Here is a 17,489-nt window from a genome sequence, read left to right as displayed (position 1 = left end):
ATTTGAAGGGAGAGAAGTGGTTAAAAAGGTAAAAATAAGGGTGTTTTGTTGTAGTTGAACAACAAAAAAAGCATTTCTTATTAAAAAAACATCCGAAACTATAGGCATGGAATGAATTTTGGTGTTTAATGATAACTAACTTCGATAGTGAAGTATCTTCAGAGTAGTGAAGCATGGTGTTTCACGCTCTTTTTAACTAATCTATGGAGATTTGTACAAATGAAAAAAACATTGATTGCTGCAGCAGTAGTAGCTGGCTTAGCTGGCGTAGCTCAAGCAGAGTCTTCAGTGACTCTATATGGTATCGTTGACGGCGGTTTAGCTTATACCTATTCTAAAGGTTTGAAGGCTGATAATAGCTATGCTGGCAAAGGTGCTAAAGTTAAATCTTTTGCTGTATCACAAGACGGTGCTGCAGCTAGCCGTTTCGGTTTGAAAGGTCAGGAAGACTTGGGTAACGGTCTAAACGCTATCTTCCAATTAGAAGGTGGTTTTAACCTAGCAACTGGTGCAAGTGCTAGCGGTGAAGACCTTACAAAAAATGGTCCTTTGTTTGCTCGTAAAGCGATCATCGGTCTTTCTGGTGAAGGCTTCGGTACTTTGACAGCTGGTCGTCAGAACGATGTAGTTGATGAATTAGCGAAAGGTGATGTATTCGGTGGTAACTTCGGTGACGACTACTCTGCATTCGGTGCATTACAAGGTCGTTCTAACAGCGTCGTACGTTACATCTCTCCAGACTTAGCTGGTTTGAAACTAGGTTTGTCTTGGTCTGGTGATCACAAGAAAGTAACTGATGCAGCTGGTGATGTGGATAAAACTAAAGCTGATAAATTAGCTGCTATCGCAACATTTGATGTTGACGGTTTAGGTTTAAGTGCTGGTTACATCTATCAACGTACTAACGATGGTTCTGATCGTGCTGTAAACAAACAATACTCTTTGGGTCTAGAGTATGACTTCGAAGTATTGAAAGTGTTTGCACGTTTTGAACGTCAGAAAGTTGAAAAAGCTGACTTAAAAGTTGTGTTAGGAAAAGTTGTTTCTGGTGGCTTCTTGTTTGGTGATGTGTTAGGTGCTTCAGAATTTAAATCTTACAACTATGCTTTAGGTGTAGCTCTTCCAGTATCTGAATCTGGTACTGTGTTAGCTGGCTGGCAGTACACAACTGGTAAGTATAATGGTAATGACGACGCAGTTCGTTACAACTTGTTCCGTGTAGGCTATGCTGAAAGCTTGTCTAAACGTACAACTGCTTACGTTTACGGTGGTTACGGTTATGCTAAACAAAATGGTTTAGGTCATACTCCTAAACTAGGTACTGTATCTATCGGTTTGAACCACAAGTTCTAATCATCCACATGGCTTAGTCCATGTTTGATACGAACCCAAGCCATCTCGAAAGAGGTGGCTTTTTTATTTCTTCTTTTTTGCTACCTTGTGTTTTGTTTCGGGTTTTATTGGCTCATTCATCTCTCAGCTCGTTTATCTATCTCCCATCTTCTCTATCTGCCTATAGTCACCATTTATCTATTCTGCGATGTTTGATTTCTTCCCTTGCATATCGCACAATCAAGCTGCCTAACCATCAACTCGTTTATTAATCATTGTTAAGTTCTCTACTGACTCATTTAGCTGTCTCAGAATATGACTTTACTTCCCCTGCATATCCCTCAATCAAGCTGTCTAAGCATCAACCCGATCATTGCTCAATCTGTTAAGTTCTCTGCTGACTCATTTACCTATCTCAGAATACGTTTTTACTTCACATGCATATCGCACAATCAAGCTGTTTTGTTATCAATCCGCTCATTGTTCACTTTTGTGACATGTTGATTTCTTGAGAATAACTTGTCATTTATATTTTTAACTTACCTGTTTGAATCGCTTGACTTCTTTATCGCTTGTTTTTAGTGGTGTTGAACACTGTTAATGAGCTTTTATACATCCCTGTATCTGCAGTTCTTAGTCGCTAATAATTTTTATAAAAATTATTGACAAAATCAGTATTTGTAGCAATTTCTCTACAGATTAATTGAATTTTTTATTAGGGTTTTTACTAATATTGAGAATTATTTTTATTCAGAAAATTTAATGTTATCAAACGGATGCTAGATAAACGCTGTATTCTTGAGGTGTTTTCATTTCATATAAAATTTGTTTAACTATATAACATGTTCTTTGGGAGTGGTACCTAAAGATAATTTTTGATGAATGTCATTGAGGAGACAGAAATGAAGAAAACGCTTATTGCGGTTGCAGTGGCAACGAGTTTGGCAGGTGTTGCATCGGCAGATTCGGTTACCGTGTATGGTTTGTTAGATGGTGGATTAGGCTTTAAAGAATATAGCCTTAAAACACTATCAACTGGTGCAAAAGTAAAAACAAAAGAATTCGGCGTGACCGATGGACATATGTCAGGTAATCGTTTTGGTTTTAAAGGTGTTGAGGATTTAGGTAACGGCACTAAGGTAGCATTTGATTTGGAGGGGGGCTTTACCTTAGCTGACGGCAAATCAGGTCAAGGAACACGTCTATTTGGTCGTAAAGCGACAGTAGGTATTGTGGACGCGGATCTGGGGGCAATTTATGCCGGCCGTCAGCACGGGGCTGTGGGTCATACGACATTTGATGAGGGTTTTGGCGATACGTTCTATCACAGAGGTACAGGTCTGTTTGGTAATGCAACGGGTACGCGTCAAGATTCTAATGTTCGATATAAATCCCCTGATTTAGGTGGGGCAACATTACAGTTGTCTTGGAGCGGTACGCATAAGACAGAAGGCACGAAAAGCACTCACAAAGACCATGTTCAAGCTGCTGTAGATTTTAAATTGGATGCTTTAAAAGTCGCAGCAGGTTTGATTTACACAAAAGACAATACGGCTAAAACGAATCACTTCGCAGCCATTGGTGCTGTGAATTATGACTTTGGTCCAGTTGCACTGTACACACGTGTGGCGGGTGGTAAATTGGCTGGTGGTGTGAATGGTTTATTAGGAAATGCGTTCTATGCAGGAACTGATGATACCATGAAAAAGAATAGAGCAGCATTCGACAAACTCTTTGCTTGGTCTTTGGGCTTGAGTGCTCCAGTATCAGACAGCGGAAAACTGATGTTTGCGTTTGAGCATGGTACAGAGAAGCAATCAGCAGGTAACGGTAAGTTGAAAGGTTGGAACTTGAAGTTAGCGTACACAGAAGCTTTATCTAAGCGTACAACGGCCTATGCAGGAGCTTACTATGCAGTGGGTAAAGAGTATGTAGGTGGTAATGCAACTAGAAAATACAAAGGTCTTGAAGGAAATATTGGTTTAAGACACCGTTTCTAATGATCTGAGTATTATTGATGTATCCATAGGTTGACCAGTCCTTGTTTTTAAGGGCTGGTTTTTGTTTTTTATATCAATGGGTTGTATGGGAGCAAAAGGGCTTGAGAGGATAGGTAAAAACAGGATGGGCGATAGGAAAAAATGTTAAAAATGAGCCACAAATAGTCATAACTTTTTTGGTGGTATTGAATAAAGTGGGTTGGTGCAAATAGGATTCAAATAAATGGAATTTAAATAAATTTGATTCACTGATTTCAATTTTTATCATTTTTTGATCGATTCGGGATATTCTCGGAATTAAATTTTTGAAAGATTTTTGAGGGCGTTTAAGGTAAAATGAAAACTTATTTAAACAGCATACGGATCCTGAAAAAATCTAAAAAACGTAGCTGAATGTTTGGTTGAAATCTCTGTAATAGTTTGAATTTAAGGCAAAAAATGAATCAAAATTTACTGGTAACGAAACGTGATGGACGGCAAGAACCGCTGAATTTAGATAAGATACATCGAGTGGTGACGTGGGCAGCAGATGGCCTGCAGAATGTTTCAGTTTCACAGGTAGAATTAAAGTCTCATATTCAGTTCTATAACGGTATTCGTACAGATGATATTCACGAAACCTTGATTAAAGCAGCGGCTGATTTGATTTCCACAGATTCACCAGATTATCAGTATTTGGCGGCTCGTTTAGCGATTTTTCATTTGAGAAAGATTGCATTTGGTCAGTATGAACCGCCTAAACTTGTTGACCATGTTGAGCGTATGGTGGGTTTGGGTAAGTATGATGCTCACATTTTGCAAGATTACACGCGTGAAGAATTAGATGAGGCCGATAGTTATATCGTTCATGATCGTGACATGAACTTCTCTTACGCAGCGGTGAAGCAGTTAGAGGGTAAGTATTTGGTCCAAAACCGAGTAAATGGCGATATTTACGAAAGCCCACAGTTTTTATATATTTTAGTGGCTTTGTGCTTATTCTCGCGTTATCCGAAAGATAAGCGTATGCACTATGTGAAAGGCTTTTATGATGCCATTTCAACGTTTAAGATTTCATTACCGACCCCGATTATGGCGGGGGTGAGAACACCGACTCGTCAGTTTAGTTCTTGTGTGTTGATTGAGTGTGATGATAGTTTAAATTCGATAAATGCCACCACTTCATCGATTGTACGTTATGTTTCACAGCGTGCGGGAATTGGCGTGAATGCGGGTCGTATCCGTGCGGTAGGTAGTGCGATTCGCGGGGGTGAAGCCCGTCATACAGGATGTATTCCTTTTTATAAACTATTCCAAGCAGCGGTGAAATGTTGCTCCCAAGGCGGGGTTAGAGGTGGGGCAGCTACTTTGTTCTATCCTTTGTGGCACTTGGAAGTAGAATCTTTGCTGGTATTGAAGAATAACCGTGGCGTGGAAGAAAACCGTGTTCGTCATTTGGATTACGGTGTGCAGATTAATCGTTTGCTTTACCAACGTTTGATTAAAGACGAGAACATTACCTTATTCTCTCCCTCTGATGTACCAGGTTTATATGATGCGTTCTTTGAGGACCAAAATCGTTTTGAAACATTGTACAAACAGTATGAACAAGATGATTCGATCCAAAAACGCACGGTAAGAGCGGTAGAATTGTTTTCTTTGATGATGCAGGAACGTTCAAGTACGGGACGTATTTATATTCAAAACGTTGATCATTGCAATACGCACAGTCCGTTTAACCCTGAATTTGCTCCTATTCGCCAAAGTAACTTGTGTTTAGAAATTGCTTTGCCAACGAAACCTTTAGACGATATTAATGACGAAAAAGGTGAGATTGCTTTGTGCACCTTATCGGCGTTTAACTTGGGTTCGATTCAGGATTTATCTGAGATGGAAGAGTTGGCGGATTTGATGGTACGTGCATTGGATGCTTTATTAGACTACCAAGATTATCCGATCAAAGCGGCTCGCATTGCCACTGAGAAACGTCGTTCTTTAGGTATTGGTGTGATTAACTTTGCTTATTATTTGGCTAAGCATGGGTATAAATACTCGGATGGTAGCGGTAATGCGTTAACTCATCGTACATTTGAAGCGATTCAGTATTATTTATTGAAAGCATCGATGAATTTATCAAAAGAATTTGGTCCATGTAAAGCATTCCACGAAACACGTTACGCTCAAGGTATTTTGCCGATCGATAACTACAAGAAAGACGTGGATAATATCTGCCAAGAACCGTTGCATTTGGATTGGGAAACGTTGCGAGTCGAGATCCAAACACATGGCTTACGTAATTCTACCTTGACTGCTTTGATGCCATCTGAAACCTCTAGTCAGATTTCTAATGCAACAAATGGTATTGAGCCTCCTCGTGGTTTAGTGAGTGTGAAAGCCTCTAAGGATGGTATTTTGAAACAAGTCGTACCAGACTATGAGCTATTGAAAGATAAGTATGAGTTGTTGTGGGATATGCCATCTAACAAGGGGTATTTGGAGCTGGTCGGTATTATGCAGAAGTTTGTCGATCAGTCGATTTCTGCGAATACGAATTACGATCCAGCACGTTATCCGACTGGCAAAGTACCGATGAAAGAATTATTGAAAGACTTATTGTTAGCGTATAAGTTGGGTGTAAAAACGTTGTACTACCAAAATACTCGTGATGGGGCAAATGATACCCAAACTGATATGATTAAACCTGAAGCAGAAGATGATTGTGCAGGCGGTGCTTGTAAGATTTAAGTTTTCAGCTGACGGTGTCGGTGGGACTTGTAAGATTTAGGTTTTAAGCTGATGTTGTCGGTGGGACTGGTAAGATTTAAGTTTTAAGCTGACGGTGTCGGTGGGACTTGTAAGATTTAGGTTTTAAGCTGACGGTGTCGGTGGGATTTGTAAGATTTAAGTTTTAAGCTGACGGTGTCGGTGGGACTTGTAAAATTTAAGTAGAAGTGAAATGAAATATAGTATTTTTTGTCAGACTCCAAATAATCCATTAACAGAACCGATGTTTTTTGGTCAGCCCGTGAATGTGGCACGATATGATCAGCAAAAACATGAGATTTTTGAACGTCTTATTGAAAAACAGCTTTCTTTTTTCTGGCGACCAGAAGAAGTGGATGTGTCTCAAGATCGTATTGATTATCAAGGTTTGCCTGAACACGAAAAACATATTTTTATTTCTAATCTCAAGTACCAAACCTTATTGGACTCTATTCAAGGACGCAGCCCAAACGTGGCCTTTTTGCCTTTGGTATCGATTCCAGAATTGGAAACTTGGATTGAGACGTGGTCTTTTTCTGAAACGATCCATTCTCGTTCTTACACCCATATTATTCGCAATATCGTGAATGATCCGTCGATTGTGTTTGATGATATTGTGGTAAATAAATTTATTTTGAAACGTGCGACAGGGATTGCTCAGTATTATGACAGTCTTATCGAGCTGAGTCTTTTATACCAACGTTATGGTGTCGGCACGCATGAAATTGATGGCGAAAAAGTCGAGGTATCTTTACGTGAGTTAAAACGTCGTCTGTACTTGTGTATTATGGCGGTCAATGTGCTTGAAGCGATTCGTTTTTATGTGAGTTTTGCCTGTTCGTTTGCCTTTGCTGAACGTGAGTTGATGGAGGGCAATGCCAAGATTATCAAACTTATCGCACGTGACGAAGCCTTGCATTTGACTGGTACACAGCATATTTTAAATATTATGCGTAACGGTGAAGACGATCCCGAGATGGCAGAGGTCGCCAAAGAACTTGAGCAGGATTGTTTTGATTTATTTAAGGAAGCCGCTGAACAAGAAAAAGAATGGGCTGAATACTTGTTCCATCAAGGTTCGATGATTGGTTTAAATAAAGATATTCTTTGCCAATATGTTGAATATATCACGAATCTTCGTATGCAGGCGGTAGGGCTAAAACCCGCTTTCCCACAGGCTTTACAAAATCCTATTCCTTGGATTAATGCATGGTTGTCTTCTGATAATGTTCAGGTGGCACCTCAAGAAGTTGAAATTAGCTCATACTTAGTGGGTCAGATTGATTCGGAAGTCAATAGTGACGATTTAAGTGATTTTGAGCTATAAACATGGCTCTGGTACAAACACGTTTACATAGTATTGATGTTATTGACGGTGAAACGCTACTAGAGACGCTAGAACGTGTGGGATATGATATTGAATTTCAATGCCGAGAAGGGTTTTGTGGTTCATGTCGCACCAAAGTAATCAGTGGTGAAGTCGTTTATTTGCGTGATCCGATTGCTTATATTGGTACAGGTGAGGTGTTACCTTGCTGCTGTCAAGCCAAAGATAAGTTGCTGTTGGATTTGGGCGAAGATGAGTATGAGGCAGGGAAGTAAGATGGCAGAAGTTTTTCAGGTACATTCAAATAATCCCCATACCAGAGTTTTATCGCAAGTGGCTCGATATTTGCATGATGGTAAGGTGGTTGCTTGTCCTACTGATTCAAGTTATGCCCTATTGGCACATTTAGATGATAAAGAGGCGGCAACACAGTTACGACGTTTAAGAGGCTTGGACGACCGCCATCATTTGACGTTGCTTTGTCGTGATCTATCTGAAATTTCGACTTTTGCTAAAGTAGATAATCGCCAATATCGTTTACTGAAATTAGCTTGTCCAGGGCCATGGACATTTATTCTAGAGGCGACCAAAGATATTCCCAAACGTGTATCTCATCGTTCTCGCAAAACGATTGGTATTCGCGTACCTAACAATCCAGTGATTTTAGGCCTAATTGAAGCGGTGGGTTCTCCTTTGTTATCGACGACTTTAATTCCTGAGGGCGAAACCGAACCACTAAATGAAGTGGATGAGATCCAATCCTACTATAAAGGTTCGATCGCCGCCATTATCGATACGGATATTCATGCCCGACTGGCTACTACTGTCATCGACTTAACCACGGATCCTTATGAAATTTTGCGGTGGGGAAGTGGTGATCCGAGTCAGATTGGTTTGTAAGGAATATTGTTAAGGAGCTGATCTTTACAGGGTGCTTGAATGCTCGTCATTGATATAACCTCATGCTTGAATGTATCGAGTCACGGTCTGATCGTTATCAATGATGGTTAATATTAAAAGATAATGTTAAAAATAAATGAACGCAACTAGGGTAAATCCCTATTATTTTGTGCAAGAAAATGCTTGCTAAGTGCGATGGCTTTACGCTATATTAAATGAAACTTAGTTCAATTTCAAAAGAAATTATTGGTTGAAAAAAATAACGATACTGATGATTCAGTAGGAGGATAATTATGGAAGCAGTTGCACAACGTATTAAACACAGCGAGTTGCGTAATAAAGTGATGACCGCTGAACAAGCAGCGGAGTTTGTTCAAAACGGTATGGTGGTTGGAATAAGTGGCTTTACGGGGGCAGGTTATCCTAAAGCATTGCCAACAGCGATTGCTGAAAGGGCAAAGAAATTCCATGCAAATGGGCAAGCATTTAAAATTAGCATGTTAACAGGTGCTTCTACTGCTCCAGAATGTGATGGCGTGTTAGCGGCTGCAGACTGTGTGAGTTTTCGTTCGCCATTCCAATCAGATCCTGCGATGAGAAATAGCATTAATGCTGGTCACACGAACTATGCGGATATGCATCTTTCGCACTTAGAACAACAGGTCCGTTTTGGTTTTTATGGTGAGATGGATTTGGCGATTCTAGAGGTGACGGGGATTACAGAAGATGGCAAATTGATCCCTTCATTAGCGATTGGTACGAATAATGAATGGTTGAAAGCAGCGAAGAAAGTGATTCTTGAGGTGAACTTGGCACAGCACGAAAAACTAGAGGGCATGCATGATATTTTCTTTGATATTGGCTCGCCTCCTAATCGTGTGCCACTTCCGATGACACGTGCGAATGAACGTATTGGTAGCCCTTATTTAGAGTGTGATCTAAATAAGATTGTGGGTATTGTCATGACGAATTCTGGCGATAGAAACAGTAAATTTGCTGATCCAGACGCTAATTCTAAACGTATTGCTGAACAGATTATTGATTTCTTAGCTCATGAAGTAAAAGCTGGTCGTTTGCCTAAAAATCTATTACCACTTCAATCAGGTGTCGGTAATGTGGCAAATGCCGTATTGATGGGGTTACAGGATAGTCCATTTGAAAATTTATTGGGTTATACCGAAGTACTGCAAGATGGTATGTTGGACTTGATTATCAGCGGTAAGATGACTTCTGCTTCCGCAACGGCCTTATCATTCAGTCCTGATGCGTTACAACGTTTCTATGACCATATCGATGAACTTCGTCACAAGATTATTTTGCGTCCACAAGAGACCACGAACCACCCTGAGTTAATTCGTCGTTTAGGCGTGATTGGCATGAATGCGATGATTGAAGCAGATATCTATGGTAATGTGAACTCTACTCACGTGATGGGAACGCGAATGATGAACGGTATTGGCGGTTCAGGTGATTTTACACGTAATGCGTTCTTCTCATTCTTTGTGAGTCCATCGGTGGCTAAAGACGGTGCGATTTCATGTATTGTTCCAATGGTTTCACATCATGATCACACAGAACACGATGTAATGTTTGTCGTAACGGAACAGGGTATGGCAGATTTACGTGGTAAATGCCCTCGTGATCGTGCACGCTTAATCATTAATAACTGCTCACATCCTGATTATCGTGATATGTTGAAAGATTACTTTGATCGTGCCGAGAAATCGGGTGGTGGGCTGCATACACCGCATTTATTGAATGAAGCCTTGTCATGGCACCAACGTTTTGTAGAAACAGGTGATATGAGGCTGAAATAAAGTTTAAATAAGGTAGAGAGAGAACCGAACCCCGTTTTTATAGCGGGGTTTTTTAGTTTGTATCGTAAAGAATAAAGTTTATGTTCGTGTCACAAAGAATAGGATTCATGCCTGTATCGTAAAGAACGACTTTGTTTGTAATAGGAATAGATAATGGCCTCTATTAAAAGGGGGAAAGTGCATGAAGAAAACAGTGGATACAAAAGCAAGAACGTAACAGGGATAAGATACAAAAACACAACTGGAATAGGATACATCAGTTGTGATGGTTGAGATACGATAAATTTTGAACGAAAAAAAACCTCATGAATGAATGCATTGATGAGGTTTTGGAGGAGAAAAATAAGGAGATGAATTAGAAATGGAATTTTGTGGTGCTAATGCCTTTAAGTTTAGGTACATAGGTCTCAAATAGAGATTCTTCTTTAAACTCAGCGGCACCCACACGCGTAATGCGAACCACGGACATCGCAGGTGCTTCGCCGATAATGGCCACTAAACGGCCTCCTTCGGCTAATTGGTATTTTAGCGAGTCAGGAATATCGGGCATGGAACCTGTTACTAAAATGGCATCAAAAATAGAGCTTGTCCAACCTTTGTGACCATCGCCATGTTCCACGACGACGTTTGAAATATTCGCTTGTTTTAAATTCGCTTTGGCAAAATCAACAAGACTTTGATCGATTTCAACTGATACGACATTACCGCATAATTTTGATAGTAGTGCTGCCTGATATCCAGAACCTGTGCCGATTTCAAGGACAGAATCAGATTCTTTTAATGTTAATTCTTGAGCCAGTCTGGCTTCGATCTTAGGTTCTAACATCGTTGCACAGGAATACTTGATGCCCTCGATCTTGAGTGGAATTTTCATATCAGTAAATGCAGAATTAATATACTGCTTGGGTACAAACTGTTCACGTTTTACATTAAACAATGCTTCAATCACGCGTTTATCCACCACTTCCCAAGGGCGAATTTGTTGTTCTACCATGTTAAAACGTGCTTTTTCAATATCCATCATAACCATCACCTAAAAAATATTCGCTTTATTTTACTCAAAGCCACAGCCTTTCTGCTTAATTCGTATCAAATTTTAAATATTTTTTCGCCCTGTCTGCCACCATGCATGAAAGTGATGGGTGGAACCATGTCCGTGACCAACAGATAGTTTATCTGCTTCGATAATGGCTTGGTGTAACCATCGATGAGCATGTTCGACTGCATCAGGAACATCGTATTCTTGGGCCAGTAGCGTGGCGATAGCAGACGAATAGGTACATCCCGTGCCATGCGTGTTCTTCGTGTTAATACGTTGTGTTTCGTATTCGTAAAGCTTATCACCGTTGTAAAGCATATCAACCATTTCATTGCCCACGGCGTGTCCCCCTTTTAATAATACCCATGAGGGGCGACTGTCGTTTAATAAGCGGTGTAACTGTTCCGCCGTACGCCACATTTCTTTGCGATTTTCTGCAACGCTGATATTTAACAGTACCGCTGCTTCAGGTAAATTCGGCGTGATGATTAAGCTTTGGGGAAGAAGCATCTCTTTTAAAGCCCCAATTGCATTTCTTGCTAATAGATGATCGCCACTTTTTGCCACCATGACGGGGTCCAAAACAATTTTTTCGGCTTTCCAGTGAATGAGTCTATCAGCCACGGTTTCAATTAAAGGAATCTCACTTAACATCCCAATTTTAGTCGCATGGATCGTGACATCCGCAAACAAGGTATCAATTTCTTGAGCAACAAAACGAGGAGAAACATTTTCGACTGCTGTGACGGCTTGGGTGTTTTGGGCGGTTAATGCTGTAATCACCGCACAAGCGTAGCTACCCAATGCACTTATAGTTTTAACGTCAGCTAGTATTCCAGCCCCTCCTGAGGGATCTAGGCCAGCGATACTGAGGACATTTTTTATAGTTGAAGAATTCATTTTTATTCCCTTGTTTTTTTTGAATTTACCAGTAATAAGTGAGATAATATTAAGGTTAAGGTTTAATTATACTAAATGGAGAATTTTATGCCTAGAAAATCCTCTACAGCACAAAGTACAGCGGGGAAAACGAAAACTGTTGCAGCCAGCACAGTCAGAAAAACGAGAGCCACAGTAAAAACGCAAAAACCAGTTCGTAGCACAGCGAAAACGACTGCTTCTAAACGAACTTCTGCTCCTAGATTAGTCTCCCAAGGAGATACTCGCACAGGTCGTAATAACAAGGAAACACGTGCGTTAGAGATTGAAAATAGTATTGATAAACACATTAATGCTGAAGCTAGTGCCATCATTAATATTATTCGTGAGCAGCAGCCTAAACTACGTGAAGAGACGTTGCGTACATTGGTTGCTGATTTATCGAACGATGATCGTCGTGCCATTTATAAACTACTAAAAGAAGAAAAGTTAGCAAAACGCAAAACTAAGGTTGATTCGGATAATGAATTAGTAGAGAACTGGCAAGAAGAAGGCGTATATCCTTATAAAAACTTGATGTCTCGTCGTAATTATGAATTTGAAAAATATAATCTACAAGTTGAGTTATTGAAACTACAGGCGTGGGTTCAGGATACAGGTAAACGCTTGGTGATTATTTTTGAAGGACGTGATGCGGCAGGTAAGGGCGGTACGATTAAACGTTTCCAAGAGCACTTAAATCCACGTTATGCACGTGTCGTTGCTTTGAACAAACCAACTGAAGTTGAAAAAGGCCAATGGTACTTCCAACGTTATGTCCAGCACCTTCCCACAAAAGGTGAAATTGTGTTGTTTGACCGCTCTTGGTATAACCGTGCAGGTGTCGAACGTGTGATGGGCTTCTGTACTGAAAATGAGTATTTAGAATTTATGCGTCAAGCCCCTGAATTCGAGCGTAATCTGGTTTCTAGTGGCATTACATTGATTAAATTCTGGTTCTCTGTAGGACGTGAAGAACAGCGCCGTCGTTTCCAAAAACGTAAGACACATCCTTTGAAACAGTGGAAATTATCGCCCGTTGATACGGCTTCTTTGAATAAATGGGATGATTACACGAAAGCTAAGGAAGCGATGTTCTATCACACAGATACTAGCGATGCACCATGGACAGTGGTTAAGTCTGATTGTAAGAAGCGTGCACGTTTAAATGCGATGCGTTATGTATTGCATAAGTTCGATTACGCGAACAAAAATCCAGAAAAAATTGGCAAGATCGATCCGCTGATTGTGGGCCGTTCTAGCGTTGTTTTTGAGGAAAGCGAAAAGAAATTACTAAAAAATAACGTAAAAGCGTAATTATCGTTACGGTGTAAAACCCTTTTGTGTAAAGATGGATCTTACCAAAAGGGTTTTTATTTTTTTAATCTCTCATAAAAAGCGGTGTTTGCCTCCCGCACCTGACCATTGGAAAAGGATCGCATCGCCGCCGATTCATTCCCTCTCATAAACAGTAGCATTTATCTCATCACTTTGAAACGCTGATATTGGGCGGTTGTTGAACGATTGATGTGTTGATGGATAGGCATTGAGATGATTTTTGATTGACACAAAAATATCGTAAAATGTAGCCAATCTCTTGCTTTGAAAATGAATATATCAATAGGAAAGAACATGAATAATAGATATGATGTGGTGGTCTTAGGTGCAGGTAGTGGCGGTGTGAGAGCAGCTCGTATGGCAGCTCAATTAGGTAAAAACGTGGCAGTAGTGGAATGCTCGGCTTTAGGAGGGACTTGTGTAAACGTAGGTTGTATTCCTAAAAAACTGTACAGTTATGCCGCTCATTATGCCCATGATTTTCAGGAATCTCGCGGGTTTGGTTGGTCTTGGGAAGAGGCTGACAGAAAAAAAGAATTTAACCCTACATTAAATTGGGACGTGTTGAAAGCACAGAAAACCAAAGAGATAACACGTTTGAACACCGTCTATCAAGGGTTGTTAGAAAAAGCTGGAGTGGATATCATTCATGGCAAAGGCAGGATAGACGGCCCCAATACAGTGGTGGTCGAAACAGAAAATGAGAAAAAAATATTAAACACGGATCGTATTTTGATCGCGACAGGTGGCCGTCCTGTACAGCCTGATATCCCAGGAAAAGAATATGTATTAACGTCTAATGAGATTTTTGATTTACCAGAATTTCCTAAAAAACTCTTAATTGTAGGTGGTGGTTACATCGCCAGTGAGTTTGCAAGCATTTTTCAAGGATTAGGGGCAAAAGTGATTCAGACTTATCGTGGTGATCAGTTGTTAAGAGGCTTTGATCAAGACGTTCGTCAATTCATTACCAAAGAGATGATGAATGCAGGTGTTGATGTGCGTACAGGCACAGAAGTAGAACGCGTGAATTTGCTTGATGATGGCCAAAAACAAGTGTTACTCAGCACAGGCGATATTATTGAGGTTGATCAGGTCTTATATGCGATTGGTCGAGAACCTAATTTAGAGGGCTTGGGCTTTAAAGAGTTAGGTGGGGAGATAGGTCCAAAAGGTGAGATTCAAGTAAATGAATATTTCGCCACGTCTATTGAGGGGATTGATGCGATAGGTGATGTCATCGGAGGCATCCAATTAACGCCCGTTGCATTGGCTCAAGCTATGGTTTGGGTGGATAATCATTTTGGTCGAAAATCAAATTTAATTTTGGACATGATGAATGTGCCAACGGCGGTATTCACGCATCCAGAAATTGCTACGATTGGATTGACGGAAGAACAGGCAAGACAACGGTATGGCGATGTTCAAATTTTCAAAAGCGATTTTAGACCGTTAAAACATACATTGAGTGGGGCCAATACTCGTGCTTTGATGAAATTAATGGTGAATTCTGCGGATCAAAAAGTAATTGGCTTACATATCGTTTGTGAAGGTGCCGCTGAAATAGCTCAAGGATTTGCAGTGGCCATGAAAGCAGGCTTAACGAAAGCTGATTTTGATGCAACGATTGGCATTCATCCTAGTGCGGCCGAAGAATTAGTGACGATGCGAACACCTAGTGCGTAAATGGCATGATTATGGTATAAGTGTTCATGATTTTTTGGAAAAGTTTGATAATACTTTATAATAGGTAGGATAATACGTTTTAGGTTATTACATGACAACATTCATTAAGAAGTTAAGTGCGGTAGTTTTAGTAGGTTTTGTGAGTATGACGATGACAAAAGCAGACACGCATCTAACCCATTTAGTGGATTGTGCGAACCAAGGAGTGACCGAATGTCAGACAGATTTGGCATTGGCTTATATGAGTGGGCATATCCGCTCTCAAGACGCACAAGCCGCTGCCAAGTTATTTTCAGCTGCAGCAAAATCAGGTGATGCACGAGCTCAGTGGAATCTTGGCATGATGTATTTGTTTGGTAATACAGTGCCACAAAGTAGTGTCAGAGCTTTGGAATTATTGTCTGATGCGGCTAAACAAGATTTTCCTCAGGCAAATTACACCTTAGGTTTGTTATATAAAAATGGTGATTTTGGTGTCTTTAAAGACGGGGTCAGATCATGCAAATATTTAGCAAAGGCTTGTAATCACGACATTTCAAATGCTTGTGATGAGTATGCTTTGAACAAATGTACACTTGAAACGCCGAAAGTAAAGAGGTAAGAACATGAAAAAATTTTTATTAACATTGAGTGCCTTAGTATTGAGTACATCAGTGATGGCGGCGACTGCAACAGGTAGTGGTCAGGTACGCCGTGTGGATAATGGAAAGATTATTATCAAACAATCTGCCATTACGAGTTTGAATATCCCCGCAGGTAGTTTTGCTTATCATATTACCCCCTCTTTGGCCTCAAAGGTGGCTGCAGGTGACGAGGTAAACTTTACGGTAGAAGTGAAAAATAACGAGTACTACATTACTCAAATTAACAAATAAGCGGAACACGTATGGCGTTTTTTAGAAGTAAAAACTCATTCAATGGTGCAATATACAGCAGCAGTTATTCCAAGAGACGTAAACGGATGCCTCGTTGGGTCGTGGTGTTGCTGACAGGTATTGTTGTGGGGGCAGGAGGCTTTTGGTTTCTACAAACGAATTATGGCCCTAAACGATTCACGGTGGAGGAATCGCAAGCATTTATTGATGATGTCAAAAAGGCAAATGATGAGAAACGTCATTTTGAAACCTTATCGATGCAACAAGAATCAGAGATTGCGCAGTTAAAAAATCGTTTGGGTATCGTGACGAATGAAACCGAGTCACAGAACAAAAGCCTAAAAGCGATTCAGGACCGCGTCTCACAGCTTCAAGATGAAGTGACGTTGTTAAGAGAAGCATTGGCATCGGGTACTCAGATTTCGGAATTAAGTTTGCGAACAGCGAAAGTCACGTCTATACCAGGAAAGTTAAACTATACCTTGTATTTTTTGGGTAATATGAAAACGAATGAAAGTGTCGATGTGACGTTAGAGTTTGATATTAGCGGTGTTTATGAAAATGGCAAAGCTGGTTATGCCAAGCCAGAATCCAGAAGCGTGCTAGTCAGTTCGATTACACGAAGTGAGGGGGAGATTGATTTGCCAAATAAACTCCAAGCAAAGAGTATCACTATTAGACTTAAAGATACGAAAACAGGTCGATCTTTGGGTAGGCGTAACTTTCCAGTAAATTGAGGTGTGGCAATGAGCGAAAAGAAACATATCAAACTGCTGTTGGTAGATGATGACAACACCTTGCGTCAATTATTATCAGAATACTTAAATAGACAAGGCTATGATACTTTGATTGCGGTCGATGCGAATGGCCTAGAAGCTAAGATTGAGAAATATTCACCAGATGTGTTGATCTTAGATCGCATGTTACCAAGTGGTGATGGCTTGGATGCTTGCATAAAATTAAGAGAAGCGGGTATAAATATTCCCGTGATTATGTTGACTGCAAAAGATACGATTAATGACCGTATTCATGGTTTGGAAATGGGGGCGGATGATTATTTAGGTAAACCCTTTGATCCAAGAGAATTGGTGGCTCGTATCGAAAGTTTATTGAGACGACACATTGTCACGCACAAAACATTAAAAAGTTTAGATACATTAGATTTTGGTCCGTTTACGTATAGTTATTCTACTCGGACTCTAAAAAGAGATGACAAAATTATTCGTTTGACATCTGGAGAATTGTCGATTTTAGAAGCGTTGATCAATCATTCTGGACGTGCATTAAGTCGTGAAGAATTATTAGATTATTGCCATGATGATGGGGAGGAGCGAAACAATCGCGCCATTGATATTACTGTGTTGCGTTTAAGAAGAGTTATTGAGGATGATCCTAAAAAACCTCGATGGATCAGAACTGTTTGGGGTGAGGGCTACTGTTTCACGCCTGATCCTGAAGAATTTGAATAATTAATGAAAATCCGATCATTGCCGCCGTTTTCTCTTCGTGTCCAGC

At 40.3% G+C, this 17,489-nt stretch carries 15 protein-coding genes; 13 read left to right on the top strand and 2 right to left on the bottom strand.

Annotated elements, in window-relative coordinates:
* The first annotated feature begins 219 nt into the window (after window positions 1–219).
* The 7 genes from IX83_RS06380 to IX83_RS06350 all read left to right on the top strand — a co-directional run bounded on the left by IX83_RS06380 (window position 220) and on the right by IX83_RS06350 (window position 10,118).
* A complete protein-coding gene (locus IX83_RS06380; protein ID WP_038500458.1) occupies window positions 220–1,353 on the top strand; it encodes a porin in 1,134 nt (377 codons plus the stop codon).
* 881 nt (window positions 1,354–2,234) lie between these two features.
* Entirely contained in the window at window positions 2,235–3,332 is a 1,098-nt protein-coding gene (locus tag IX83_RS06375; protein WP_038500454.1) for a porin, read from the top strand.
* A gap of 438 nt (window positions 3,333–3,770) precedes the next feature.
* Window positions 3,771–6,056, top strand: a complete 2,286-nt coding sequence (nrdA, locus tag IX83_RS06370; protein ID WP_038500452.1) for a class 1a ribonucleoside-diphosphate reductase subunit alpha — start codon at window positions 3,771–3,773, stop codon at window positions 6,054–6,056.
* Window positions 6,057–6,267: 211 nt separating this feature from the next.
* On the top strand, window positions 6,268–7,401 hold the full coding sequence (nrdB, locus tag IX83_RS06365; RefSeq protein WP_038500450.1) for a class Ia ribonucleoside-diphosphate reductase subunit beta: 1,134 nt from the start codon (window positions 6,268–6,270) through the stop codon (window positions 7,399–7,401).
* A gap of 2 nt (window positions 7,402–7,403) precedes the next feature.
* The gene (gene yfaE / locus IX83_RS06360; RefSeq protein ID WP_038500448.1) at window positions 7,404–7,676 is read left to right on the top strand and encodes a class I ribonucleotide reductase maintenance protein YfaE; all 273 of its coding nucleotides are present in this window, start codon (window positions 7,404–7,406) and stop codon (window positions 7,674–7,676) included.
* Window position 7,677: 1 nt separating this feature from the next.
* Window positions 7,678–8,301, top strand: coding sequence for an L-threonylcarbamoyladenylate synthase (locus IX83_RS06355; protein ID WP_038500444.1), 624 nt, complete (start codon window positions 7,678–7,680; stop codon window positions 8,299–8,301).
* A gap of 293 nt (window positions 8,302–8,594) precedes the next feature.
* Window positions 8,595–10,118 (top strand): acetyl-CoA hydrolase/transferase family protein, encoded by a 1,524-nt coding sequence (locus IX83_RS06350; protein ID WP_038500439.1) that lies wholly within the window; start codon window positions 8,595–8,597, stop codon window positions 10,116–10,118.
* Between the two features lie 355 nt (window positions 10,119–10,473).
* On the opposite strand, the gene IX83_RS06345 is transcribed toward IX83_RS06350, so the two are convergent.
* Together IX83_RS06345 and thiD are read right to left on the bottom strand one after the other, a co-directional pair.
* Window positions 10,474–11,142 (bottom strand): protein-L-isoaspartate O-methyltransferase family protein, encoded by a 669-nt coding sequence (locus IX83_RS06345; RefSeq protein WP_236620603.1) that lies wholly within the window; start codon window positions 11,140–11,142, stop codon window positions 10,474–10,476.
* Between the two features lie 72 nt (window positions 11,143–11,214).
* Window positions 11,215–12,057 (bottom strand): bifunctional hydroxymethylpyrimidine kinase/phosphomethylpyrimidine kinase, encoded by an 843-nt coding sequence (gene thiD, locus IX83_RS06340; protein WP_038500434.1) that lies wholly within the window; start codon window positions 12,055–12,057, stop codon window positions 11,215–11,217.
* Window positions 12,058–12,144: 87 nt separating this feature from the next.
* On the opposite strand from thiD, the gene ppk2 reads away from it, so the two are divergent.
* The 6 genes from ppk2 (at window position 12,145) to IX83_RS06310 (ending at window position 17,443) form a co-directional block, all read left to right on the top strand.
* Window positions 12,145–13,392, top strand: coding sequence for a polyphosphate kinase 2 (ppk2, locus tag IX83_RS06335; protein ID WP_038500431.1), 1,248 nt, complete (start codon window positions 12,145–12,147; stop codon window positions 13,390–13,392).
* Window positions 13,393–13,707: 315 nt separating this feature from the next.
* The gene (gene gorA, locus IX83_RS06330; RefSeq protein WP_038500428.1) at window positions 13,708–15,099 is read left to right on the top strand and encodes a glutathione-disulfide reductase; all 1,392 of its coding nucleotides are present in this window, start codon (window positions 13,708–13,710) and stop codon (window positions 15,097–15,099) included.
* A 91-nt stretch (window positions 15,100–15,190) separates the two neighbouring features.
* On the top strand, window positions 15,191–15,700 hold the full coding sequence (locus IX83_RS06325; RefSeq protein WP_051919431.1) for a tetratricopeptide repeat protein: 510 nt from the start codon (window positions 15,191–15,193) through the stop codon (window positions 15,698–15,700).
* Window positions 15,701–15,704: 4 nt separating this feature from the next.
* Complete coding sequence (locus IX83_RS06320; RefSeq protein ID WP_038500425.1) at window positions 15,705–15,974, top strand: copper-binding protein; 270 nt, start codon at window positions 15,705–15,707, stop codon at window positions 15,972–15,974.
* A gap of 86 nt (window positions 15,975–16,060) precedes the next feature.
* Window positions 16,061–16,711, top strand: a complete 651-nt coding sequence (locus IX83_RS08625) for a hypothetical protein (protein ID WP_051919429.1) — start codon at window positions 16,061–16,063, stop codon at window positions 16,709–16,711.
* A 9-nt stretch (window positions 16,712–16,720) separates the two neighbouring features.
* Window positions 16,721–17,443: a response regulator gene (locus IX83_RS06310; protein ID WP_038500423.1), complete on the top strand. Its 723-nt coding sequence runs from the start codon at window positions 16,721–16,723 to the stop codon at window positions 17,441–17,443.
* Window positions 17,444–17,489: the final 46 nt, after the last annotated feature.

The sequence above is a fragment of the Basilea psittacipulmonis DSM 24701 genome, assembly GCF_000743945.1.
GTDB lineage: Bacteria > Pseudomonadota > Gammaproteobacteria > Burkholderiales > Burkholderiaceae_B > Basilea > Basilea psittacipulmonis.
The sequence above is the reverse complement of the archived record's forward strand: the minus strand, read 5'-3'. Positions and strand labels throughout refer to the sequence as shown.